The following is a 21,083-nucleotide window of genomic DNA, read 5'->3' as shown; positions in this document are numbered from 1 at the left end:
GGGATGCGAATATGCAAAGGAATGATGATGCGAGAGGGAGATATTGGCGCGATGCCTCCTGAGCTGCAGCTGGCCCAGCTGCAGGCCTTGGACAGGGTCATGGCCATGGCTGAATTTGGCCTGGATGGGTCGTTGCACCGTGCCAATGACAACTATCTGCAGCTCATGGGCTTTACGCGTGAGCAGTCTCTGGGCCGCCCACATCGCAGCTTTTGCTCTGCGCGTCTGGCCGACAGTGCCAGGTATCGGGAAATCTGGACGCATCTGTGCGCAGGCAATGCCTACTCCGGAGTGGTGGAGCGACTACGCAGCGATGGCAGCAGTTGCTGGCTGGAGGCTACCTATTCACCGGTGATGGATGCCCAGGGCCGGGTGATGCATATCCTGAAGATCGCTACCGACGTCACGCAGCGGCGAGCCCGGGAGCAGGCGCAGCAGGAGCACTTGCGTCGCTTGTCCCTGGTGGCCGATGCCTCCGATACGGCAGTGGTCATCAGTGATGGAAGCTCACGCATCGTGCATGTCAACGGCGGCTTTACGCGCATGTTTGGCTGGCGCACCGAGGAGGTTGCGGGGCGCATGCCGATTGCCTTGCTGGCTCCTCAGGCGTCCGAGGACTTTGTGGACCACTATCGCTCGGAATTGCGCGCCGGCAAGCCTGTGGGGCGCGAGGAAATCGTGGTCGGCAAGCATGGGCAGCGCTACTGGGCCAAGGTCATCAGCAACCCCATCCTCGACGCGGACGGGCGCTGGCAATACACGGTTTCGATGCTGACCGATATCACGCGTTCCAAGATGCATGAGGCCTTGCAGCACCGCGTGCTGGAAGCCATGGCGCGCGAGCGGCCGCTGGTGGAGGTGCTGGAGATGGTGTGCCTGGAGGTCGAGAGGATTGCTCCGGAGGTGACGGCATCGATTCTCGAGGTGGATGCCCAGGGTCTGCTCCATCCGCTGGCCGGACCGAGCCTGCCGCATTCTTATTCAGCGCTGCTAGACGGGGTGGCCATAGGACCGAATGTGGGTTCCTGCGGAACGGCGGCCTGGCGCAACGCGCCGGTACTGGTGGACGATATTGCACATGATCCGTTGTGGACGGATTTCAAGCACCTGATCCTGCCGCTGGGGTTCAAAGCCTGCTGGTCCACTCCCATCTGCAACAGCGGCGGCAAGCCGATCGGTACATTCGCGTTCTATTACCGGGAGCAACTGACCGGGGATGCCTCGGCTTTTCACCAGCAACTGGTGGATGCCTGCATCCATCTGTGCGCCCTGGCGCTGGAGCGTGAGCTGTCGCGCGCGCGCATTCGTCAGCTGGCTTTCTACGACGGCCTGACCGGATTGCCCAATCGAAGCCTGCTGCAGGCCAAGGCCGATCAGGCGATTGCGTCAGCTGCCGGCAATGACGAACAGTTGGCGGTGCTGTTCATCGACCTGGACCGGTTCAAGCAGGTCAATGACTCTCTGGGTCATCCTGTGGGGGATGAATTGCTGCGCAATGTCGCGACGCGATTACAGCGTGTGCTGCGCAGCTCCGATATTGCCGGGCGTTTGTCGGGTGACGAGTTTGTTGCCGTGCTTCCGCAATGCGATGCGGAGCATGTGGCCAATACCATCGAACGCCTGCAGGAGTTGCTGGCAGAGCCCCTGAATATTGCCGACACCTCGCTGGCCATATCCGCCAGCGTGGGCATTGCAATGTTTCCCATGGACGGCCGGGATATGGAGACCCTGGTGCACCGTGCCGACATGGCCATGTACCAGGCCAAGAGCAAGGGGCGCGGCCGTTTCTGTTTCTTCAGCAGCGAAATGAACCGCTTGGCACAGGAGCGTCTGGCATTGGAGACTGCGCTGCGCAAGGCGCTCAAAAGCGGCGGCCTGCGCCTGCACTATCAGCCTCAGATCGAAATGGCCACCGGCCGTCTGTATGGCGTGGAGGCCCTGGCGCGCTGGACCCATGCCGAGCTGGGCGAGATCTCGCCTGCCCGCTTTATCCCGCTGGCCGAAGAGTGCGGGCTGATCGCCGATCTGGGAAGCTGGGCACTGGAAGAGGCCTGTCGCCAGCTGTCGCAGTGGCGGGCCAAGGGGATGGAAGTCCCCGCGGTGTCGGTCAATCTGTCGCCATCGAGCTTTCACAATCTGGATTTGCCACGGATGATCGCCGACACGCTGGACCGAAACGATCTGGTGCCGCAGGACCTGACCCTGGAGCTGACGGAAAGCATTTTGCTGGACACCAACCCCAGCACCATGAAGACCATCAACGAGGTGCATGCGCATGGCGTGCGCCTGTCCATGGATGATTTCGGCACCGGCTACTCCAGCCTCAGCTATCTGCGCCGCCTGCCGGTCAGCGAACTCAAGCTGGATCGCAGCTTCGTGGCCGATCTTGAACATGACGAGGCGGCGCGGGCGTTGAGCAGTGCTATTTTGGGCATTGGCAAGAGTCTGCACCTGACCGTGGTGGCGGAAGGCGTGGAGACGCCAACGCAGAGCGTGATGCTGTGCGAGCAGGGCTATCCGGTGGCGCAAGGCTTTCTGTTCGCCCGGCCGCTGGCTCCGAAGGAGTTTGAGCATTGGCTGGCTGCCAACCCGGCTTCCCCGGTGCCGACCGCGCCAGGCGCCGTCGCCGCATGAACGTGCCGTGCAGAGGTTCGGCACAGATCGCTCCGGCAGCGATGAAATGATGTGCAGATGTGGCTGAGAGGCCACGCGCATTGTGATGCTGCCCTGGTTTTGGCGGCTGTGCGGCATCTTCGTCAGGATATGCGAGCGTGGTTGAAGCTTCTGCGTGGTGCGGCAAGGCTTCAGTAGGCGGCTCCTGGCAGTGCCGGGGCCACCACCGTGGAGCCGGCAAACTGGCTACGCAGCTTGCGCGCGGCATTCACGAACATCAACACATCCACGCCCACGGCCACAAAGCTGCAGCCGAGTTGAAGGTAGCGCTGTGCCAGCGCGGGGTCCGAGGTCAGCGTACCTGCAGCCTTGCCGCTGGCAACAATGGTCCGCATCGCTGCCTCGATGGCGGCCTGCACCTCGGGGTGGCCGGGGTTGCCGCGGTGGCCCATGGAGGCGGCCAGGTCGGCAGGGCCTATGAAGACGCCATGCACGCCGTCCACGGCGCAGATGGCTTCGAGATTTTTCAGGGCCGTGGTGGTCTCGGCCTGCACCAGCAGGCAGACCTCGTCGTCGGCCACATTCAGATAGTCGGTGCGGCTGCTCCACTGAGAGGCACGTCCCACGGCACTGCCGACGCCGCGCACGCCCAGGGGCGGGTATTGCGTGGCGGCCACGATGGCGCGCGCTTGGTCTGCCGTGTCCACCATGGGCACGAGCAGCGTCTTGACGCCGATGTCCAGCATCTGCTTGATCAGGGCCGTGCTGCCTTCCACGACTCGCACCACCGGCTGAGCCGGGTGCGGGGCCACGGCCTGCAGTGCGGCCAGGGTGCTGCGCAGATCGTTGGGCGCATGTTCGCCGTCGATCAGCAACCAGTCATAGCCTGTGGTGGCGGCAGCTTCGGCCAGGTAGGGGGCGGCCATGGACAGCCATAGCCCGATCTGGGGCTGGCGTGCGGCGATGGCGGTCTTGAAGGGATTCAGTGCGGGCATGGGGGGCTCGATTCAGTGAAAGGGCGGAGTGCAGGTGAATAGGCGTGGCGCCTGTAACTGGCGCGGCACAAGCCGGAGACGCCAAGCAAGGGCCTGGGCTGGCCGCGCCGCTCCTCAGGGAGGTGTCCTGCATTCAATCCAATCCACCTTGGCAGACGTATTTGATGTGCAGGTAATCGTCGAGCCCGTGGGTCGAGCCTTCGCGGCCGTAGCCTGACTCCTTGACGCCGCCAAAGGGGGCTGCCTCGGCGGCCAGCGCGCCTTCGTTGACGCCCACGATGCCCGATTCCAGGGCATCGGCGACGCGCCAGATGCGGCGTATGTCCTGGCTGTAGAAGTAGGCGGCCAGGCCGAACGGCGTGTCGTTGGCTGCGGCGATGACCTCGGCCTCGTCGTCGAACATGGTCAGCGGTGCCACGGGGCCGAAGGTTTCTTCGCAGGCGCAGGCCATGGAGGCCGTGGCGCCCGAGAGCACGGTGGGGGCGTAGTAGGTGGGGCCCAGATCCGTCAGGCGCTTGCCGCCCGTGAGCACCTTGGCGCCCTTGGCCACCGCGTCCTCCACATGGCGGGCGATCTTCTCGACCGCGCGGTCGTTGATCATGGGGCCGATCTGCGAGGCCGGGTCGCTGGCCGGGCCCACGTGCAGGGCTGCCACACGGGCGCTGAGCTGATGGGCAAAGGCCTCGTGCACCGAGCGGTGCACAAAGACGCGATTGGGGCAGACGCAGGTCTGGCCGCCGTTGCGGAACTTGGCAGCCATGAAGCCGTCCACGGCCGCAGCCACATCGGCGTCCTCGAAGACGATGAAGGGCGCGTTGCCGCCCAGTTCCAGCGAAAGCTTTTTGAGCGTGTCGGCGCTGCGGCGCGCCAGATGCTTGCCCACGGGCGTGGAGCCGGTGAAGGTGATCTTGCGCACGCGGCTGTCGTCCAGCCACTGATCCACCACCTCGGGCGTGCGCTCGCGCGAGGCTGTGACGATGTTGAGCACGCCGGCAGGCACGCCGGCTTCATGTGCCAGCAGCACCAGGGCCAGCGAGGTCAGCGGCGTGTCCTCGGCCGGCTTGCAGACCACGGTGCAGCCCGCAGCCAGGGCCGGCGCGATCTTGCGCGCGATCATGGCGGCCGGGAAGTTCCAGGGCGTGATGGCGGCGACCACGCCCACGGGCTCGCGCAGGGCGAACATGCGCCGGCCCGGCACGGGGGCGGGAATGACTTCGCCATTCATACGCGTGGCGGCTTCGCCGAACCATTCGATATAGCTGGCGGCATAGGCGACTTCTCCCCGGCCTTCGGCCAGGGGCTTGCCCTGCTCCAGCGAGATCAGCGTGCCCAGATCGTCCTGATGGGCCAGCACCAGGTCGTTCCAGCGCTTGATGATGGTTGCGCGCTGCTTGGCCGGCAGCTTGCGCCAGGCAGGCAGCGCAGCCAGGGCGGCATCCACGGCGGCGCGCGCATCGGCCGCACCTGAATCGGGTACGTCGGTGATGGTGTTGCCCGTGGCTGGATCGGTCACGGCAAAGCTGGCGCCGCTGGCAGCAGGCGTCCAGGCGCCGGCGATGAAGTTGGCGCTGCGCTGCAGTTCGGTGCGTTGCAGTCTGAGTGGCGTGGCGTTCATGGTGAAAATCGCAGAAAGTGAAGGTCGGATAAGAGCGGAAAGCTCTGGAAGATGCGTTTTCTTTAGCTCACGATGCCCAGATGCCAGGGCACGAATTCATGGTCGCCCAGTCCCAGGGCTTCGCTCTTGGTCTGCTCGCCGCTGGCGTGGCGCAGGATCTGTTCGAAGATCTGCTGGCCCAGCTCGGGCACGGTCAGCTCTCCGTCCACGACCACCCCGCAGTTGATGTCCATGTCCTCTTCCAGGCGCGTGAACATGGGCGTGTTGCTGGCCAGCTTGATGGTGGGCGCAGGCTTGCTGCCGAACATGGAGCCGCGGCCCGTGGTGAAGCAGATCAGCTGGGCGCCGCTGGCGATCTGGCCCGTGGAGGCCACGGGGTCGTAGCCCGGCGAGTCCATGAAGACAAAGCCGTGTTCGGTGATGGGCTCGGCGTATTCATAGACGGCGCGCAGCGGCGTGGTGCCGCCCTTCATGGCGCTTCCCAGGGATTTTTCAAAGATGTTGGCCAGGCCGCCGGCCTGGTTGCCATGACCGACCACGCCGTTGAATTGGGCGTTCTGGCCGGCTGCGTAGCGTTCCCACCAGGCCAGGCGGTCCAGCAGCTTCTGGCCGACTTCGGGACTGATGGCGCGGCGCGTGAGCATGAACTCCACGCCGTGGATCTCGGGCGTCTCGGACAGGATGGCCGTGCCGCCGTGGCGCACCAGGATGTCCATGGCCGCGCCCAGGCCGGGGTTGGCCGTGATGCCCGAAAAGCCGTCCGAGCCGCCGCATTCCAGGCCGATCTTGAGGTGGCTGGCAGCGACGGTGCTGCGCTGGGCCTGGTTGGCGATGGGCAGCATTTCTTCGATGGCGGCGATGCCTGCCTCAATAGTGGCGCGCGTGCCGCCCACTTCCTGCATCACCAGGGTGCGCAGCAACTGGCCCTCCTTGAGGCCTTGCGAATCCACCAGGGCATCAACCTGGTTGCGTTCGCAGCCCAGGCCCACGATGAGCACGCCCGCCAGGTTGGGGTGGCGGGCGTAGCCTGCCAGGGTACGGCGCAGCACGTCGAAGTGCTCGCTGGGCGAGGACATGCCGCAACCGCTGCTCTGGGCAAAGGCGGCCACGCCGTCCACATTGGGAAAGGCGGCCAGCCGCTCGGGCGTGAAGTGGGCGGCGATGCGCTTGATCACGGTGGCCGAGCAGTTGACCGAGGACAGGATGCCGATGAAGTTGCGCGTGCCCACGCCGCCGCCCGCTCGCACAAATCCCTGAAAAGTGGCGCGCTCGCTCTCGGGAACGTACTCCACGGGCCGCACGTCGGCCCCGAACGACGGGTCTCGGTAGTAGTCGACCAGCTTGAGGTTGTGGCTGTGCACATAGTCGCCGGGCTCCAGGTCGCGTGTGGCGACGCCGATCACCGTGTCGTACTTCTTCACCTGCTCGCCCTCGGCGATGCGGCGTGCCGCGATCTTGTGGCCGGCCGGCACCTGGGCGCGCGTGCGCACTCCCAGCTCGGGAATGTCCTGGCCCAGGGCCAGGGCGGTCTTGGCCACCAGCACATTGTCGTTGGGGTGCAGGTGCAGCAGGGAAGAAGAGGAGGAGAGCATCTTGGAGTCCGGGGATGGCGGGCCTGAGGCGGTGGGGACCCGGCGCGTCAGCGCATCAGGTCGCGCAGTTTGAGTTTGTCGATGAGCACGGTTTCCTTCTGGTAGACCGTGTTCACATACTTGGCGTAGTCGGGGCCGTCCAGGTAGAGCAAGGGTGCGTCCAGCCTGTCGGCTACGGACTTGAACTCGGGACTGGCCACGGCCTGGCGAAAGGCATCGCGCAGCTTGGCTTCGACAGCGGGCGGCAGGCCCTTGGGCGCGCCGATGCCGTTGGGCGCATCGACGACCACGTTGTAGCCCAGGTCCTTGAGCGTGGGCACGTCCTTGAAACGCGGCGTGCGCTGCTCGCCCCAGGTGGCCAGCAGGCGCAGCTTGCCGGCTTCGACATGGGGGGCCCAGGAGCTGGAGTCGGCCAGCGCGTCCACATGGCCGCCCAGCACTCCCTGCAGCGCCTCGGCGCCGCCCTTGTAGGGCACATGGCTGAGCTGGATGCCTGCTGCGGCCGCAAACTCCTCCATGCCCACATGGGTGGCGCCGCCCACGCCGGCGTGGGCGTAAGTGATGCTGCCGGGCTTGGCCTTGGCGGCGGCGACGAAGTCCTGCAGGGTCTTGAAGTGCGAGTTGGCCGGTACGGCGATGCCGAAGGTCTGGCCCGAGGTGCGCGCGATATAGGTGTAGTCCTTGCGCGGATCGGCCTGCAGCGTGCCCAACTGGGAGAAGCGCGTGACCGAGATCGGGATCTGGCCGATGGTGTAGCCGTCGGGCTTGGCCGAGGCCAGAGCCTTGGAGCCGATCATGCCCGAGGCTCCGGCGCGGTTTTCCACGGCAATTGCCTGGCCCAGGATGCGGCTGGCCACGGTGCACAGCGCGCGCATGGACTGATCGGCCGTGCCGCCGGCAGGCCAGGGGCAGATGAAGGTGATGGGGCGCTCGGGCCAGGTCTGGGCCAGCAGGCGGGTGGAACTGCCGAGCGTGGCTGCGCCGATGGCGCCGAGCACAAAGCTGCGTCGGCTGCTGCGTGGGAGGATCATCGCTTGTCTCCTGTCGTTATTTGAACTGCCAACCCCGATTGTTCAAAACTGCTCCATGACAATCCAATGAAAAGATAGACTCTCTTCATAACTATTAGGTAATGAAGCCCCATGAGCAAGATCGATCGTGTGCTGCGATCCAACCTCAAGCTGCGCCATCTGCAGCTGCTGGTGGCGCTGGACCAGTTCCGCCACCTGGGTCGTGCGGCCGAGTTTCTGGCCGTGACCCAGCCCGCCGTCTCCAAGACCCTGGCCGAGGTCGAACGCATGCTGGGCATGGCGCTGTTCGAGCGCTCCACGCGCGGCACCGAACCCACGGCAGCCGGTGTCAGCATGGTGCGTTTTGCGCGCTCGGTGCTGGCCGGTTTCGAACGCACACGCGACGAGATGGCTGCCGAGGCCAGCGGTGCCCGCGGGCGCACCAGCGTGGGCGCCATGGTGGTGGCCACGCCAGTGCTGCTGGCGAGCGCCGTGGAGCGGCTCAAGGCGCGTTCGGACCAGACCACGGTGATGGTGGAGGAGGGGGATCTGACGCGCTTGCTGCCCAAGCTGCGCCTGGGCGAGCTGGATCTGTTTGTCGGACGGCTGGAGCCCGGCTATGCCGCGCCCGACCTGGAGACCGAGGCGCTGTACGACGATCCCATGGTGGCCGTGGTGCGGCCCGGCCATGCGCTGCTGGCGCCGGGCGCGGCCAGCTGGCAGGCCCTGGCGGACCAGCCCTGCGTGCTGCCGCCGCCCTGGGCCTCGCTGCGCGTGAAGCTGGAGCAGCAGTTCTATGCCCACGGCCTGCATCCGCCGGCCGACATCGTGGAGAGCGCGTCCTTTCTCTCGCAGCTGACCTTTGTGCACCAGCGCGGCGCCGTGGCCTTCATGGCGCGTGGCGTGGCCCGCAGCCATGCTGCCCTGGGTACGTTGGCCATGCTGGATCTGGTAGTGCCCATCGATCTGCCGCCCGTGGGGCTGATCACCTTGCGCGGCCAGCCGCTGACGCCGACCACGGGCTTGCTGGTCGAATGCCTGCGCGAGGTGGCGGGCGAGTTGGGCTGAGCCTGGTATGAGCCTGATATGGGGCGGGCTGGCCCTCTGGGGCCGCTCCGCTTTGGCGTGCTACCGTGATGCAATCCTTGTCCCATGTCTTGAGCCTTGTGCCGTACATGGTTCCAGGTCCAACCATGGAGACCCATCTATGAATGCCTTGCCGCCCATGCCTGCACCTCCGGCCGGGCCCGTCAGCGGCCCCGAGGCTTCGGCTCTGATCGACGCCAGGATTGCCAGCCTGGATGACTGGCGCGGCGCCACGCTGGCCCGCGTGCGCGCGCTGATCCGCGAGGCCTTGCCCGCCGTGGTGGAAGAGCTCAAATGGCGCGGCACGCCCGTATGGTCGCAGGACGGCATTCTTTGCACGGGCGAGACCTACAAGGCCGTGGTCAAGCTGACCTTCGCGCATGGTGCGGCTCTGGCCGACCCGGCCGGCCTGTTCAATGCCAGCCTGGAGGGCGGCACGCGCCGGGCCATCGACCTGCATGTCGGCGAAGCGCTCGACGGCGCAGCGTTTCAGGCGCTGGTGCAGGCCGCTGCGCAGCGCAATGCCCAGGCCCGTTTGGCCAGAAAATCGGCTTCGCAAGCCAAAGCCAAACCGCGGCCTGCAGCCTAGCTCGCCGCAGCCGGTGGCCCTGGGCGTGCAGGCGTGCAAAAGCACCCCGGTGCAGGTTCAGCCTGCGCGGGGTGCTTCTTATCTTGAATCGGGCCGGCTGGGGCCAGCCCGGAGTCATCAGGCGTTGGCGATGGCCGCGGCGATGGCTTCGCCCACCTCGGTGGTGTTGGCCTTGCCGCCCAGATCGGGCGTCAGCGGACCGGCCTTGATCGTGTGCTCGATGGCGGCCACGATGGTGTCGTGGGCCTGGCGCCAGACACCTTCGCTGCGACCCAGGAAGTCCAGCATCAGCGCGCCTGACCAGACCATGGCGATGGGGTTGGCGATGTTCTTGCCGTAGATGTCGGGTGCCGAGCCGTGCACGGGCTCGAACAGCGAGGGGAAGTTGCGGTCGGGGTTGAGGTTGGCCGACGGCGCCAGGCCGATGGTGCCCGTGGTGGCAGGGCCCAGGTCGGACAGGATGTCGCCAAACAGATTGGTGGCGGCCACCACGTCGAAACGGCCGGGCTGGAGCACGAAGCGCGCGGTCAGGATGTCGATGTGCTGCTTGTCCAGCGTGACTTCTGGATAGGCCTTGGCCACCTCGTCGGCGCGCTTGTCCCACCAGGGCATGCTGATGGCGATGCCGTTGCTCTTGGTGGCCAGGGTCACATGCTTCTTGGCGCGGCTCTGGGCCAGATCGAAGGCGTACTTGAGCAGGCGGTCGGCACCCTTGCGCGAGTAGACCGATTCCTGGATCACGATCTCGCGGTCCGTGCCTTCGAACATCACACCGCCCAGCGAGGTGTATTCGCCCTCGGTGTTCTCGCGCACCACGTAGTAGTCGATGTCACCGGGCTTGCGGCCGGCCAGGGGGCAGGGCACGCCTTCGAACAGGCGCACCGGACGCAGGTTGATGTACTGGTCGAATTCGCGGCGGAACTTGAGCAGCGAGCCCCACAGCGAGACATGGTCGGGCACGGTGGCGGGCCAGCCCACGGCGCCGAAGAAGATGGCATCCATGTCCGAGAGCTGGGCCTTCCAGTCGTCAGGCATCATCTGGCCGTGTTCGGCGTAGTAGTCGCAGTGGGCCCAGTCGAAATGGTGGAACTCCAGCGGCAGGTCAAAGCGCTTGGCTGCGGCTTCCAGCGCGCGCAGGCCTTCGGGCATGACTTCCTTGCCGATGCCGTCGCCGGCGATGACTGCAATCTTTTTGGGAGTGGACATGGTGCTTCCTCGTGAATGTGTTGCGGTATTCTGCACCTTGCATATCTGAATACAATTGACTGATCGTGGCCTGATTGTTTACAGATCGTGCAGAAAATGCCCTCGCCCGAAGACCTGCGCGTCTTCACCACCGTGGTGCGCAAAGCCAGCTTTGCCGAGGCTGCGGCCGCGCACAATGCTTCGCCGGCCTTTGTCAGCAAGCGCATCCGCCTGCTGGAGCAGGAGCTGGGCGTGAAGCTGCTGCATCGCACTACACGGCGGGTCGCTGTCACGGAGCAGGGCGAGCGCGTCTACCACTGGGCGCAGCGCATTCTGGACGAGGTCGAGCATCTGCTGCAGGAGGTGGATGTGACGCGCCGCCAGCCGCGCGGCCTGCTGCGGGTGTCCACCAGTTTCGGCTTTGGCCGCAATGTGGTGGCGCCCGCGCTGTCGCAGCTGATTGCGCAATATCCGGCGCTGCAGCTGCGCCTGGAGGTGTTTGATCGCATCGTCGATGTCGCGGCCGAGGGCTTCGATCTCGATGTGCGCGTGGGCGACGAGATTGCGCCGCACCTGATTGCGCGGCATCTGGCCGACAACCATCGCGTGCTGTGCGCTGCCCCGGCCTATGTGCAGCGGCGTGGCAGTCCGCGCACGCTCGACGAACTGGCCGCGCATGACTGCCTGGTCATCAAGGAGCGTGACCATCCCTTCGGTGTCTGGAAACTGCGCTCGGGCAATCAGGAGCGCAGCGTGAAAGTGACCGGGCCGCTGTCCACCAATCATGGCGAGATGGCCGTGCAATGGGCCCGTGACGGCCATGGCATCGTGCTGCGCTCGCTCTGGGATGTGGCGGCTGATCTGCAGGCCAGCAGCCTGTTGCAGTTGCTGCCCGAGTGGCAGCAGCAGGCGAATATCTGGGCTGTCTACCCGACGCGGCTGGAGCGCTCGGCCAAGGTGCGGGTCTGCGTCGAGTTCCTGCAGGAGTTCTTCAGCAAGCAGGCTCCCACGGGATTCAGGAATGCTATTAAAAAAGAAGCTGCTATCGCTTGATGTACATGAATTTCAGATTCTTTTTAATCTGAAAGATATGCAAAGCAAGCGCAAGCAGCTTCTGTTTTTGAGCCTGATGCCGCATGGCAGCTCAGGCCGGTGGCCAATTACTTTGTCAGCGCGGCCTTCACGGCAGCGGACACCAGGCCCATATCGGCCTTGCCGGCCAGCTGGGTCTTGACGGCGCCCATCACCTTGCCCATGTCGCCGGGGCCGGAGGCGCCCAGTTCGGCCACGATGGCCTGCACGGCCGCGGTGATCTCGGCTTCGCCCATGCGTTCGGGCAGGTAGACCTTGAGCACTTCCATTTCGGCCTTTTCCACATCGGCCAGATCGCTGCGATTGGCGGCTTCGAAGGCGGCGATGGAGTCCTTGCGCTGCTTGATCAGCTTGTCGACGATGGCGATGACGGCTGCGTCGTCGAGCTCGATGCGCTCGTCCACTTCCTTTTGCTTCATCGCGGCCTGCAGCAGGCGGATGGTGCCCAGGCGTGCGCTGTCCTTGGCACGCATGGCGGTCTTCATGTCTTCGGTAATCTGGGCTTTCAGGCTCATGGCTTTCTCCTTGGGGTTGGCGAATGGTGGTGCGCAGTGTGAACGACGTTGACTATCCATTCGCAGGGAGGTCACTGCGCAGCAAGGCAAGCTGATGCAGTGGCCAGAAAACAAAAAACCCGCGCCTGGCGTCCCGAGCGCGGGTTTGCGGCTGTTTTAAGGCCGACTGGTCCTAATCAACGATTAGTACAGCTTCTTAGGCAGTTGCATGCTGCGAACGCGCTTGTAGTGACGCTTCACGGCAGCAGCCTTCTTGCGCTTGCGCTCGGCTGTGGGCTTTTCGTAGAACTCGCGAGCACGCAGATCGGTCAGCAGACCCAGCTTTTCGATGGTGCGCTTGAAGCGGCGCAGGGCAACTTCATAGGGCTCGTTTTCTTTGACGCGGATGGTAGTCATTTAATTTCCAGATATATCTGTGCTGACAGAGGGTTCTCGGGAAGATCGGGCCTGAGAGCCGTGAACAGCGGTTTCCCCGCCACTTTTTAACTAGTATGGCCGACGGGGTAATGCCAGCAAAGTCGAGCATTATAGACCAAGACTTGCGCTGTGTCCCGAATGGCGTGCGAAGCGATCCGACGCCGGCCAGGCTTGCGCGGTTTTGCGGCTGCAGGCGGAGCGCTGCCCAAGGCCTGATCAGGCACCGTTATTGTGCCTTTGCGCCTCTCGCCGCGCTCAGGTCGCGTGCATTGCGGAGCGCGGCCCGATGCGCGATGTGCAATGCAAGAGCATGGCGCTGCCCAGGCAGCAGGCCAGCCGGGCCGGGCGCTGGGGTTTCTTGGGAGTATTGTGTGCACGAAAATTGCATACAGTTTGGAGGCCTTATTTCGTGACCGAGGTCAAGGAATAAGCGGGTTTCGTGCCTGTGCGCGTCGCTGTCTTTCCGTGTTCAAGGAGCTTCCATCTTGTCCAGCGCTTCTCATTCCTCATTTATTTCGCGTCGCCAATGGATGGCTTCGGCCGTCGCCGTGCCGGGCTTGCTGGCATTGACGGCCTGTGCCGGCAGGGCCGGAGTTTCCGGGCCTGCCGCACCCGGCGGTTCCCTGGTGGTGGGTGGTCTGTTTGCGGGCTCGCGTAGCGACAAGGGTTTTATGGAGGCCGGCTGGCGCGGTCTGGAAAAGGCGCGCCAGGAGCTGGGTGTGCAGACCCGTTTTCTGGACGGCATGGCGCCCAGGAAGGAGTTGCTGGTGCCGGCTCTCGCGCAGCTCGCGGAGCAGGGTGCGCAACTGGTGATTGCCCATGGTGGGCAGAACAACCAGGCCGCCGCCGAGGTCGCGGCGCGCTTCCCCAGGACCCAGTTCGTCGTGACCCAGGGCGCGGTGCAGGGGAGCAATCTCTGCAGTTACGACGTGCTGCAGGAGGAGTCGGCCTATCTGGCCGGCGTGCTGGCGGCGCTGAGCACCAGGACCGGCGTAGTCGGCCATATGTCGGGTATTCGCGTGCCCCCGGGGCTCAAAGGGCGCGCCGCCTATGCGGCCGGCGTGCGCGATACCGACCCCAGGGTCAAGCTGCTGACGAACTTCTCGGGCGATCAGGACGACAACGCCTTGTCGCACCGCATTGCCAGGGCCCAGATGACTGCCGGTGCCGATGTGATCTTCACCATGCTCAACTCCGGCCGCGATGGCGTGACGCAGGCCTGCCGCGAGGCGGGCACGCGCCAGATCGGCAATGTGATCGACTGGACCGCGGTGGACCCGCAGGTGTTTGTCGCCTCGGCCTGGGCCGATGTGGGCATTGGCGCGTTCTTGGCCGTCAAGGACATGCAGGAGCGCGGCGCGCCCGGCCCGGGCATTCGCAAGATCGGTCTGAGCGATCCGGCAGCCGTGCGTCTGACCATGGGTCAGGGCGTGGCAGCCGCCGTGCGCGAGCGCGTGGCCAGGGCGTCGGCAGCGATTGCCTCGGGGCAGCTCAAGGTTCCCGAGCACTATGAAGGCCAGGAGTTTTCTGCCTGACCGGATGGTGTGCTGCGCAGGAGCGCGGCAGCAAAAAAGGATGGTTCAACCATCCTTTTTTCATGGCGGCAGGCGCTTCGGTTCCAGTCGCTCAAGCCATGACTGACTGCTTTTCCGCCATGGCCTGGGCGCAGGCGGCGGCACTGGCCCAGGCCCACTGGAAGTTGTAGCCGCCCAGCCAGCCGGTGATGTCCACCACCTCGCCGATAAAGTACAGGCCCGGCCGGCTCTTGCACTCCATGGTTTGCTGGGACAGCACCTTGGTGTCCACGCCGCCCAGCGTGACCTCGGCTTTTTTGTAGCCTTCGGTGCCCGTGGGGGTGATCTCCCAGCGCGACAGCTGTTCGGCCAGTCTGGCCAGGGCCTTGTCGCCGGCCTCGTTGATGGGGCGCTGCAGCTCGGGCATGCGGCCGACCCAGGCATCGGCCAGGCGGGCGGGCAGGTGGGCGGCCAGCTCGTTGGCCACCAGCTTGCGCGAGTGGAGCTTGGCCTGGGCCAGCACCTCGGCCAGATCCACGCCGGGCAGCAGATTGATCTGCAGCGGGGTGCCGGGCTTCCAGTAGCTGGAGATCTGCAGTACCGCAGGGCCGGAGAGGCCGCGATGGGTGAACAGCAAATCCTCGTGGAAGCTCATGCGCTCCTTCTTGCTGCCGGTGCTGATTTCCACGGGCAGGGCCAGACCGGCCAAGCCCGCGTAGGGCTGCCAGCCTTCGCCGTCGAAGGTCATGGGCACCAGGCCGGGCGTGCGCTCGATCAGCGGCAGATCGAACTGCTGGGCCAGGCGGTAGCCGAAGTCGGTGGCGCCTATCTTGGGAATGCTCAGGCCGCCGGTGGCAATGACCAGATTGGCGGCCTGCACCAGGCCGCGATCGGTTTCAACTTGATAGCTGCAATCGCTTTCTGTGTCAGGGGTTGACGGCGAAAACACTACTTTCTTGACCTGGCAAGGCTGCCAGCGCTGCACGCCGCCCGCCGTGCACTCGGCCAGCAGCATGGCGATGATGTCCTCGGCCGAATGGTCGGCAAACAGCTGGCCCTTGTGCTTTTCGTGGTGGGCAATGCCGTGTCTGTCCATCAGCGTGATGAAGTCGGCGGGTGTGAAGCGCGACAGCGCCGAGCGGCAGAACTGAGGGTTCTGCCCCACAAAATGCTTGTGCGGCGCACGCACGTCCAGATCGCGGTTGGTGAAGTTGCAGCGTCCGCCGCCCGAGATGCGGATCTTCTCGGCCACCTTGGGCGCATGATCGATCAGCAGCACCTTCAGGCCCTGCTGGCCGGCCTGGGCCGCGCAGAACAGGCCGGCGGCACCGGCGCCGATGATGATGGCGTCAAAAATCTGGAAGGGGACCTGTGGGGTGGAGGACACGGCGGGCAGGGCGCTGAAGCACGAACAACAAAGCCGGTCATTGTCCCAGATGGCTGGTCACTGGGGTTTGAGGGGCTGACAAAGTCCCGAAATGCGCGGATCGTGATGCCTGTGCAGCCGCCAGCCCGTTGTCCTGTTGGGATATGCGGCAAGCGTCTGCATGTGCCATGGATCACTTCTAGAATCGCGCCCCATGAATACACCATCCCACCAGCTGAGCATGACCGTGCTCATGTCGCCTGACATGGCCAATTTCTCCGGCAATGTGCACGGCGGCGCCATCTTGAAACTGCTGGATCAGGTTGCCTATGCCTGCGCCAGCCGCTATGCGGGCCGCTATGTCGTGACGCTGAGCGTGGATCAGGTGATGTTTCTGCAGCCCATCCATGTGGGCGAGCTGGTGACTTTTCTGGCCAGCGTGAACCACACCGGCAAGTCGTCCATGGAAATCGGCATCAAGGTGATTGCCGAGGAGATTCGCAGCCAGGTGGTGCGCCACGTGAACAGCTGCTTCTTCACCATGGTGGCCGTGGACGATGACAAAAAGCCTGCCCCCGTGCCCCCGCTGCAGCTTGAAACCGACGAGGAAAAGCGCCGCTGGAACGCCGCCATCGTTCGCAAGGAACTGCGCAAGGAGCTGGCCGAGCGCTTCGCCGAGACTCGTACTCCCTGAGTCGGGACGGCGCTTGCCGCTCTCCCGGGCTGAGCGACAGCCCGGGGCGCTCCTGGATCAGGCCGCCGCAGACTGCGGCAAGGCCTGGGGCTGGTTCTGCCAGGCGGCGATGCCCTGGACCACATCGCCTACGACGATGATGCTGGGGCTGCCCAGCTGATGGTCGGCAATGCTCTGCGGCAAATCCTTCAGGAAGGTCAGCGCATGGCGCTGCTGCGGCAGGCTGGCATGCTGGATCACGGCCACGGGCGTGCTGCCGGGCAGGCCGCTGAGCAGCTGGCTGCTGATGCGCTCGACGCTGCTCACTCCCATATAGATCACCAGCGTCAGCCTGGCTGCATGGGCCGTGGCGGCAATCTGGCGCCAGTCGGGGCCGCTGTCGCCGGGCTTGGCATGGCCGGTCATGAAAAGTACGCCATGTGCGCGGTCGCGGTGGGTCAGCGGGGCGCCCAGGCTGGTCAGGCCCGCGAGACCGGAGGTGATGCCGTTGATGACCTCCACCTCGATGCCGGCCTCACGCAGATGTTCGACCTCTTCGCCGCCACGGCCAAAGATGAAGGGGTCGCCGCCCTTGAGGCGCACCACGCGTTCGCCGTCCTGCACGGCGGCAATCATGAGCTTTTCGATGAAGGCCTGGGGAGTGCTCTTGCAGCCGCCGCGCTTGCCCACATAGACCACGCGGGCAGAGGGCGAGGCATGGCTCATCACACCATCGCTGACCAGATCGTCGACAAACAGCACGCTGGCTGCGGCAATGGCCTTGGCGGCCTTGATGGTCAGCAGCTCGGGGTCGCCGGGGCCGGCACCCACCAGGGTGCAGGAGCCGCGCTGATCGGGGTTGTGAGAAATGGCAGTCATTGTGGGGTCTCAGTCGGGGCTGCGGTTATAGGCTTGCAGTGCGGCGCGGCTGGCGGCAGCGCTGGCATCGGTGACCTGCATGGCCTGGTGCAGGGCTTGTATCTGTTCCAATTGTTGCGCTATCGGCGTCGGTACAGGCAGCTGGCCGTTCAGAATGTCCAGCGTCAGCCGGGCTGTCTGCTCGGCATCCAGATCCTGTTCCGGGGCGCTGCTCTCGGCGCCGGATGCGAGCTGGCTGCTGTGCAGGGAAGAGCGCTCAAAGCAGACTTCTCCGGCAATCACACCCGTGCTCACGGGTTCGCGGTGGGGGGCGGCCACGGCCTCGCCTTCCGTGCCGCGCACCAGCAGCGCACTGGTCGCGCGCATGGCCAGCGTCTGGAGCATGGGCTGGGCATAGGCAGGGTGGGTATAGCTGGCCAGCACCAGCCCGGACTGCGCGGTGCTGCTGCCATGGATAGGGTCCAGCAGTTTGACGATGCTGTGAGAGGGGTTGCGCAGGCCCATCTGGCGGCGAATCTGCAGCAGTCGATCCAGCGGTGCCAGCAGGTGACGGGTCTGTATCCAGACCTTGTCGCCAGGCTCCAGAGCGACGGGGCGCTCGATGGCCGTCCAGCCCAGTTGCCGCCATACCTCGGCCGTGCCCAGGCGCTTGTCCTCGGTATGGCTGCCATGCACCAGCACCGGCAGTCCTTGTTGCGCCAGCAGACCTGCCAGCAGCGGCGTGAGGTTGGCCAGCTTGCGCGAGCCGTTGTAGCTGGGAATGACGACCACGGGCCGGGCCTTGTGAGCCTGCGGCCACGTGGGCAGTCGTTGCTGGGTGGCGTCGAGAAAGCCTGCCAGCTCTTCGGCGCTTTCGCCCTTGAAGCGCATGGCAATGCAAAAGCCGCCCAGCTCCAGATCGCTGACCTTGCCGTCCAGCACCTGCCCCATCAGATCGCAGGCCTGGGCCCGCGAAAGAGAGCGCGCGCCCTTGGTGCCGCGACCGATTTCCTTGATGTAGTGGCTGATGCTCATGATTAACGCAATTGTCGCTATAAAAACCATGAGTTGTCAGACGATTTGGTTATATAAATCAAACCGGCTGTGATCGAGACGCCGTCGCTCCCTGTTGCGCCAGCTGTGCAGCCAGGGCCTGCAGCTGCGATTGCGCGAGCTGGGCGACAAGGTCCAGCATGGGATTGCTCTTGAGCGCTTGGGCAGACGCCAGGACGGCAAGCCGGCTGACCTGGCGCGAAGCCCGAAGTGGCCGGAACACGATCTGCTCGCGGTGGAACATGGCGAAGGACGCCGGTACGATGGCCACGCCCAGACCGCAGGCCACGAGCGCCAGCACATTCACCAACTGACCGGCTTCGTGGCGTATCAGCGGAGTGAAGCCAGCCTCGGCGCACAGTGCGACCGTGCGGTCGAAGTAGTCGGTGTCCTGATAGCGGGTGAAGCCCACAAAGGGCTGATGCACGGCGGCCTGAAGATCCAGCATTCCGCTGCCTCCGGCCAGAGCATGCGAGGCCGGAACAGCCAGGCAATAGGGGTCATCAATGCTGGCCAGCTCAAGCTCGTCGGCCTCCTTGTGGCCGGGTCGGGCAAAGCCGAGTTCCAGCTCGCCCTGGCGCAAGGCCCGTTGTTGCTGGGACGAGATCATTTCGCGGGCTTCGATCTGCACCTCCCAGCCGGCCTCTGTCACTGCCCGCAGCAGGCCGGGCAGCAGGGACTGCATGGCCGAAGGAACCAGCCCCAGGCGCAGTACGGTCTGGCTGCTGCGTTCGCGTTCACGGGCACGCAAGGGCGCTTGCTCGGCACGCGCCAATATGACGCGTGCATCTTCCAGCAGCGACTCGCCTGCAGCAGTGAGCTGCATGCCGCGCGGCAGGCGGGTGAAGAGCTGCGTGCCGACCTCGTCCTCGAGTTGCTTGAGCTGCTGTGACAGCGGCGGCTGGGCGATGAATAGCTTGCGGGCGGCCCTGCTGACGTTGCCCTGCTCGGCAACCGCCACGAAGTAGCGCAGATGTCTCAGTTCCATGCCTGAATCAATCCATATTTTAAAAGTATGATTTTTATATTAAATCAGTGTTGGACATATGAATGAGGGGCGGCAACACTGCCGATCCTGTTCGTTCTGAGATGCATGTCCACGCATGCATTGCCTGTCTCATGCAAGCCTTGCAAAAAACCGAGTCCGCCAAGGGACTGAAGCTCAACGAGGTCGACATGCCGTCGCCTGCCGCAGGCGAGGTGCTGCTGCGGGTTCATTCCACAGGTGTCTGTGGCACGGATCTGCATATCGATGCCTGGACGGCGAGCTATCACTTTTTGCAGGCCGCGCTGCCGGTGACCGTGGGCCACGAGTTCAGTGGCGAGATCGTGGCCAGAGGCGAGGGGGCCGAGCATCTGCCCCTGGGCCAGTTGGTGGCCGTGCGACCTTCGGTCACCTGCGGCAGATGCCCCAGTTGCAGTGCCGGCGACTTCGATGCCTGCACCACCCGCCGCGGCATCGGTGTCATGCGCCATGGCGGCTTTGCCGAGTATGTGGCCGTGCCCCTGCGCAATTGCGTGGCGATTCCACACGGCGTGGACCCCGAGGTTGCCGCATTGGCCGAGCCGCTGTCGGTGAGCTTCGAAGCCGTGCGCACCGGCAATGTGCAGCCCGGCGATCGCGTGCTGATCCTGGGGCCCGGCAATATCGGTCAGGGCATTGCGCTGTTTGCCCGTGCCGCCGGGGCGGCTCAGGTGGTGGTTGCCGGCCATGGCGATGCCGCGCGGCTGGAGGTCCTGCGCTCCATGGGGTTCGAGGATTTGCTGGACTTCGAGGGGCAGGACATCGACGAAGCCCTTGCCGCGTATACGCAGGAAGCTCACTTTGATGTGGTGATCGAAGCCACCGGGGCGGCAGCAGTGCTGGCGCCGGCCTTGCGTGCGCTCAAGACCCACGGTGTGCTGGTGATTGCCGGCATTCATGCCGCTCCCGTGCCGCTGGATCTGACGGCCCTGGTGCGACGTCATCAGCAGCTGCGCGGCTCCTATCGCACGCCGGAGCGCTGCTGGCTGGAGGTCGTTGACTTCATGCGAACCCATCAGGATCAGCTGCGGCTCATGATCACCCATCGCGTGCCCCTTGCGCAGGCCGGGCAGGGGTTTGAGCTGGCGCGGGCACGGCTGGCGAGCAAGGTGCTGATTCAGCCAGGGGCGGGCCTGACATCATGAGCACCGCCTTTCTGGCCTTGTGGAACGATATCGACCGGCCCGAGGCTCGCGCAGAATACGAGGCTTGGCATGCTTTCGAGCATGTTCCCGAGCGCGTGGGCTTGCCCGGCTTTGTCTACGGCCATCGCTATGTCGGCGCTTCCGGATATTTCACGCTCTACGGTCTGGAGTCGCTGGCGGCCCTGGACTCGGCCGAGTATGCGGATGTGATCGCCAATCCCACGCCCTGGTCGACACGCATGAGGCCGCGCCTGAGTGCTTTCATGCGCAGGCCCTGCATATTGCAGGTGCGGGCTGGCGCATCCAGCGGCGCGGCGCTGACGACGCTCAAGGCCGTCACCACCGATGCGCAGGCCTGGGCCGCGCAGGCAGCCCGCTGGGCTGAACAGGCGGTACAGGAGGGGCGTCTGCTGCGGGTCATGGCAGGTGTGGTGCCGGTCGAGCGTTCCTTGCACTACCCCGTTGGCGGGGAGCGCATTGCCGAGCAGGCCCGGGGGGAAGTCACGGTGGTCATGCTGGCTGAGCATCTGAACGGACCGGCATGCACCCAAGGCAGCCAATGGTGGGCCGACCGAATGCAGGCGCATCACCTCGAAGCGCCTGCGCAGCAGGCTTTTGGCCTGCAAACCCGGGTGTGCCGGTCGCAGCTGGCCCTGCCCGCCACCGGACGCCTGCCACCATTGATGGAACTGATGGCTGGATACGCCGATTGTTGATTCGAGATTCTGGAGACATAAAGAT

At 65.0% G+C, this 21,083-nt stretch carries 19 protein-coding genes; 8 read left to right on the top strand and 11 right to left on the bottom strand.

What is annotated here, in order from left to right:
* Positions 1 to 27: 27 nt before the first annotated feature.
* On the top strand, positions 28 to 2,634 hold the full coding sequence (locus tag CTR2_RS20165; protein ID WP_087084497.1) for a sensor domain-containing protein: 2,607 nt from the start codon (positions 28 to 30) through the stop codon (positions 2,632 to 2,634).
* Positions 2,635 to 2,804: 170 nt separating this feature from the next.
* Here CTR2_RS20165 and hpaI read toward each other — a convergent pair whose 3' ends face one another.
* From hpaI to CTR2_RS20145, 4 genes are all read right to left on the bottom strand, one after another.
* Entirely contained in the window at positions 2,805 to 3,608 is an 804-nt protein-coding gene (hpaI, locus tag CTR2_RS20160; RefSeq protein ID WP_087081540.1) for a 4-hydroxy-2-oxoheptanedioate aldolase, read from the bottom strand.
* Positions 3,609 to 3,741: 133 nt separating this feature from the next.
* Positions 3,742 to 5,223, bottom strand: a complete 1,482-nt coding sequence (locus CTR2_RS20155) for an NAD-dependent succinate-semialdehyde dehydrogenase (protein WP_087081542.1) — start codon at positions 5,221 to 5,223, stop codon at positions 3,742 to 3,744.
* Between the two features lie 62 nt (positions 5,224 to 5,285).
* Positions 5,286 to 6,815 carry a UxaA family hydrolase gene (locus CTR2_RS20150; RefSeq protein ID WP_087081544.1) on the bottom strand — a complete coding sequence of 510 codons (1,530 nt, stop codon included), beginning with the start codon at positions 6,813 to 6,815 and terminating at the stop codon, positions 5,286 to 5,288.
* Between the two features lie 47 nt (positions 6,816 to 6,862).
* Positions 6,863 to 7,846, bottom strand: a complete 984-nt coding sequence (locus tag CTR2_RS20145) for a Bug family tripartite tricarboxylate transporter substrate binding protein (protein ID WP_087081545.1) — start codon at positions 7,844 to 7,846, stop codon at positions 6,863 to 6,865.
* A 111-nt stretch (positions 7,847 to 7,957) separates the two neighbouring features.
* Here CTR2_RS20145 and CTR2_RS20140 point away from each other — a divergent pair, with 111 nt between their 5' ends.
* Both CTR2_RS20140 and CTR2_RS20135 read left to right on the top strand, forming a co-directional pair.
* Positions 7,958 to 8,893: a LysR substrate-binding domain-containing protein gene (locus tag CTR2_RS20140; RefSeq protein WP_087081547.1), complete on the top strand. Its 936-nt coding sequence runs from the start codon at positions 7,958 to 7,960 to the stop codon at positions 8,891 to 8,893.
* A 139-nt stretch (positions 8,894 to 9,032) separates the two neighbouring features.
* Positions 9,033 to 9,500 (top strand): DUF1801 domain-containing protein, encoded by a 468-nt coding sequence (locus CTR2_RS20135; RefSeq protein ID WP_087081549.1) that lies wholly within the window; start codon positions 9,033 to 9,035, stop codon positions 9,498 to 9,500.
* Positions 9,501 to 9,617: 117 nt separating this feature from the next.
* On the opposite strand, the gene CTR2_RS20130 is transcribed toward CTR2_RS20135, so the two are convergent.
* Positions 9,618 to 10,706: a tartrate dehydrogenase gene (locus tag CTR2_RS20130; RefSeq protein ID WP_087081551.1), complete on the bottom strand. Its 1,089-nt coding sequence runs from the start codon at positions 10,704 to 10,706 to the stop codon at positions 9,618 to 9,620.
* Between the two features lie 96 nt (positions 10,707 to 10,802).
* Between CTR2_RS20130 and CTR2_RS20125 the strand changes: the two genes are divergently transcribed.
* Positions 10,803 to 11,738 carry a LysR substrate-binding domain-containing protein gene (locus CTR2_RS20125; RefSeq protein WP_087081553.1) on the top strand — a complete coding sequence of 312 codons (936 nt, stop codon included), beginning with the start codon at positions 10,803 to 10,805 and terminating at the stop codon, positions 11,736 to 11,738.
* Positions 11,739 to 11,845: 107 nt separating this feature from the next.
* Here the strand turns inward: CTR2_RS20125 and CTR2_RS20120 are convergent, their stop codons facing one another.
* Positions 11,846 to 12,292 carry a GatB/YqeY domain-containing protein gene (locus CTR2_RS20120; RefSeq protein ID WP_003079000.1) on the bottom strand — a complete coding sequence of 149 codons (447 nt, stop codon included), beginning with the start codon at positions 12,290 to 12,292 and terminating at the stop codon, positions 11,846 to 11,848.
* Between the two features lie 183 nt (positions 12,293 to 12,475).
* Positions 12,476 to 12,688, bottom strand: a complete 213-nt coding sequence (gene rpsU, locus CTR2_RS20115) for a 30S ribosomal protein S21 (protein ID WP_003052999.1) — start codon at positions 12,686 to 12,688, stop codon at positions 12,476 to 12,478.
* A gap of 506 nt (positions 12,689 to 13,194) precedes the next feature.
* Between rpsU and CTR2_RS20110 the strand changes: the two genes are divergently transcribed.
* Positions 13,195 to 14,244 (top strand): BMP family protein, encoded by a 1,050-nt coding sequence (locus tag CTR2_RS20110; RefSeq protein ID WP_254913239.1) that lies wholly within the window; start codon positions 13,195 to 13,197, stop codon positions 14,242 to 14,244.
* A gap of 91 nt (positions 14,245 to 14,335) precedes the next feature.
* On the opposite strand, the gene CTR2_RS20105 is transcribed toward CTR2_RS20110, so the two are convergent.
* The gene (locus CTR2_RS20105; protein WP_087081556.1) at positions 14,336 to 15,610 is read right to left on the bottom strand and encodes a BaiN/RdsA family NAD(P)/FAD-dependent oxidoreductase; all 1,275 of its coding nucleotides are present in this window, start codon (positions 15,608 to 15,610) and stop codon (positions 14,336 to 14,338) included.
* A 193-nt stretch (positions 15,611 to 15,803) separates the two neighbouring features.
* On the opposite strand from CTR2_RS20105, the gene CTR2_RS20100 reads away from it, so the two are divergent.
* A complete protein-coding gene (locus tag CTR2_RS20100; protein ID WP_034369017.1) occupies positions 15,804 to 16,283 on the top strand; it encodes an acyl-CoA thioesterase in 480 nt (159 codons plus the stop codon).
* A gap of 57 nt (positions 16,284 to 16,340) precedes the next feature.
* Here CTR2_RS20100 and cobA read toward each other — a convergent pair whose 3' ends face one another.
* From cobA to CTR2_RS20085, 3 genes are read right to left on the bottom strand one after another with little or no spacing between them, the layout of a single operon-like run.
* A complete protein-coding gene (cobA, locus tag CTR2_RS20095; RefSeq protein WP_087081558.1) occupies positions 16,341 to 17,141 on the bottom strand; it encodes a uroporphyrinogen-III C-methyltransferase in 801 nt (266 codons plus the stop codon).
* Between the two features lie 9 nt (positions 17,142 to 17,150).
* Positions 17,151 to 18,155: a DNA-binding protein YbiB gene (gene ybiB / locus CTR2_RS20090; RefSeq protein ID WP_087081560.1), complete on the bottom strand. Its 1,005-nt coding sequence runs from the start codon at positions 18,153 to 18,155 to the stop codon at positions 17,151 to 17,153.
* A gap of 58 nt (positions 18,156 to 18,213) precedes the next feature.
* Positions 18,214 to 19,161, bottom strand: a complete 948-nt coding sequence (locus tag CTR2_RS20085; RefSeq protein ID WP_087081562.1) for a LysR substrate-binding domain-containing protein — start codon at positions 19,159 to 19,161, stop codon at positions 18,214 to 18,216.
* A gap of 131 nt (positions 19,162 to 19,292) precedes the next feature.
* Between CTR2_RS20085 and CTR2_RS20080 the strand changes: the two genes are divergently transcribed.
* Both CTR2_RS20080 and CTR2_RS20075 read left to right on the top strand, forming a co-directional pair.
* Positions 19,293 to 20,342: a zinc-dependent alcohol dehydrogenase gene (locus CTR2_RS20080; RefSeq protein ID WP_254913240.1), complete on the top strand. Its 1,050-nt coding sequence runs from the start codon at positions 19,293 to 19,295 to the stop codon at positions 20,340 to 20,342.
* Positions 20,339 to 21,058, top strand: a complete 720-nt coding sequence (locus CTR2_RS20075) for a hypothetical protein (RefSeq protein ID WP_087081566.1) — start codon at positions 20,339 to 20,341, stop codon at positions 21,056 to 21,058. The genes CTR2_RS20080 and CTR2_RS20075 overlap by 4 nt, the downstream gene beginning before the upstream one ends.
* The last annotated feature ends 25 nt before the right edge of the window (positions 21,059 to 21,083 follow it).

The sequence above is a fragment of the Comamonas thiooxydans genome (genome assembly GCF_002157685.2).
GTDB lineage: Bacteria > Pseudomonadota > Gammaproteobacteria > Burkholderiales > Burkholderiaceae_C > Comamonas > Comamonas testosteroni_H.
This window is presented reverse-complemented; position numbering and strand designations above follow the sequence as displayed.

Excerpts from the sequence above, each read along its gene's own strand:
- CTR2_RS20165 (WP_087084497.1), top strand. The coding sequence starts at position 28 with ATGCGAGAGGGAGATATTGGCGCGATGCCTCCTGAGCTGCAGCTGGCC.
- hpaI (WP_087081540.1), bottom strand. The coding sequence starts at position 3,608 with ATGCCCGCACTGAATCCCTTCAAGACCGCCATCGCCGCACGCCAGCCC.
- CTR2_RS20155 (WP_087081542.1), bottom strand. The coding sequence starts at position 5,223 with ATGAACGCCACGCCACTCAGACTGCAACGCACCGAACTGCAGCGCAGC.
- CTR2_RS20150 (WP_087081544.1), bottom strand. The coding sequence starts at position 6,815 with ATGCTCTCCTCCTCTTCTTCCCTGCTGCACCTGCACCCCAACGACAAT.
- CTR2_RS20145 (WP_087081545.1), bottom strand. The coding sequence starts at position 7,846 with ATGATCCTCCCACGCAGCAGCCGACGCAGCTTTGTGCTCGGCGCCATC.
- CTR2_RS20140 (WP_087081547.1), top strand. The coding sequence starts at position 7,958 with ATGAGCAAGATCGATCGTGTGCTGCGATCCAACCTCAAGCTGCGCCAT.
- CTR2_RS20135 (WP_087081549.1), top strand. The coding sequence starts at position 9,033 with ATGAATGCCTTGCCGCCCATGCCTGCACCTCCGGCCGGGCCCGTCAGC.
- CTR2_RS20130 (WP_087081551.1), bottom strand. The coding sequence starts at position 10,706 with ATGTCCACTCCCAAAAAGATTGCAGTCATCGCCGGCGACGGCATCGGC.
- CTR2_RS20125 (WP_087081553.1), top strand. The coding sequence starts at position 10,803 with ATGCCCTCGCCCGAAGACCTGCGCGTCTTCACCACCGTGGTGCGCAAA.
- CTR2_RS20120 (WP_003079000.1), bottom strand. The coding sequence starts at position 12,292 with ATGAGCCTGAAAGCCCAGATTACCGAAGACATGAAGACCGCCATGCGT.
- rpsU (WP_003052999.1), bottom strand. The coding sequence starts at position 12,688 with ATGACTACCATCCGCGTCAAAGAAAACGAGCCCTATGAAGTTGCCCTG.
- CTR2_RS20100 (WP_034369017.1), top strand. The coding sequence starts at position 15,804 with ATGAATACACCATCCCACCAGCTGAGCATGACCGTGCTCATGTCGCCT.
- cobA (WP_087081558.1), bottom strand. The coding sequence starts at position 17,141 with ATGACTGCCATTTCTCACAACCCCGATCAGCGCGGCTCCTGCACCCTG.
- ybiB (WP_087081560.1), bottom strand. The coding sequence starts at position 18,155 with ATGAGCATCAGCCACTACATCAAGGAAATCGGTCGCGGCACCAAGGGC.
- CTR2_RS20085 (WP_087081562.1), bottom strand. The coding sequence starts at position 19,161 with ATGGAACTGAGACATCTGCGCTACTTCGTGGCGGTTGCCGAGCAGGGC.
- CTR2_RS20080 (WP_254913240.1), top strand. The coding sequence starts at position 19,293 with ATGCAAGCCTTGCAAAAAACCGAGTCCGCCAAGGGACTGAAGCTCAAC.
- CTR2_RS20075 (WP_087081566.1), top strand. The coding sequence starts at position 20,339 with ATGAGCACCGCCTTTCTGGCCTTGTGGAACGATATCGACCGGCCCGAG.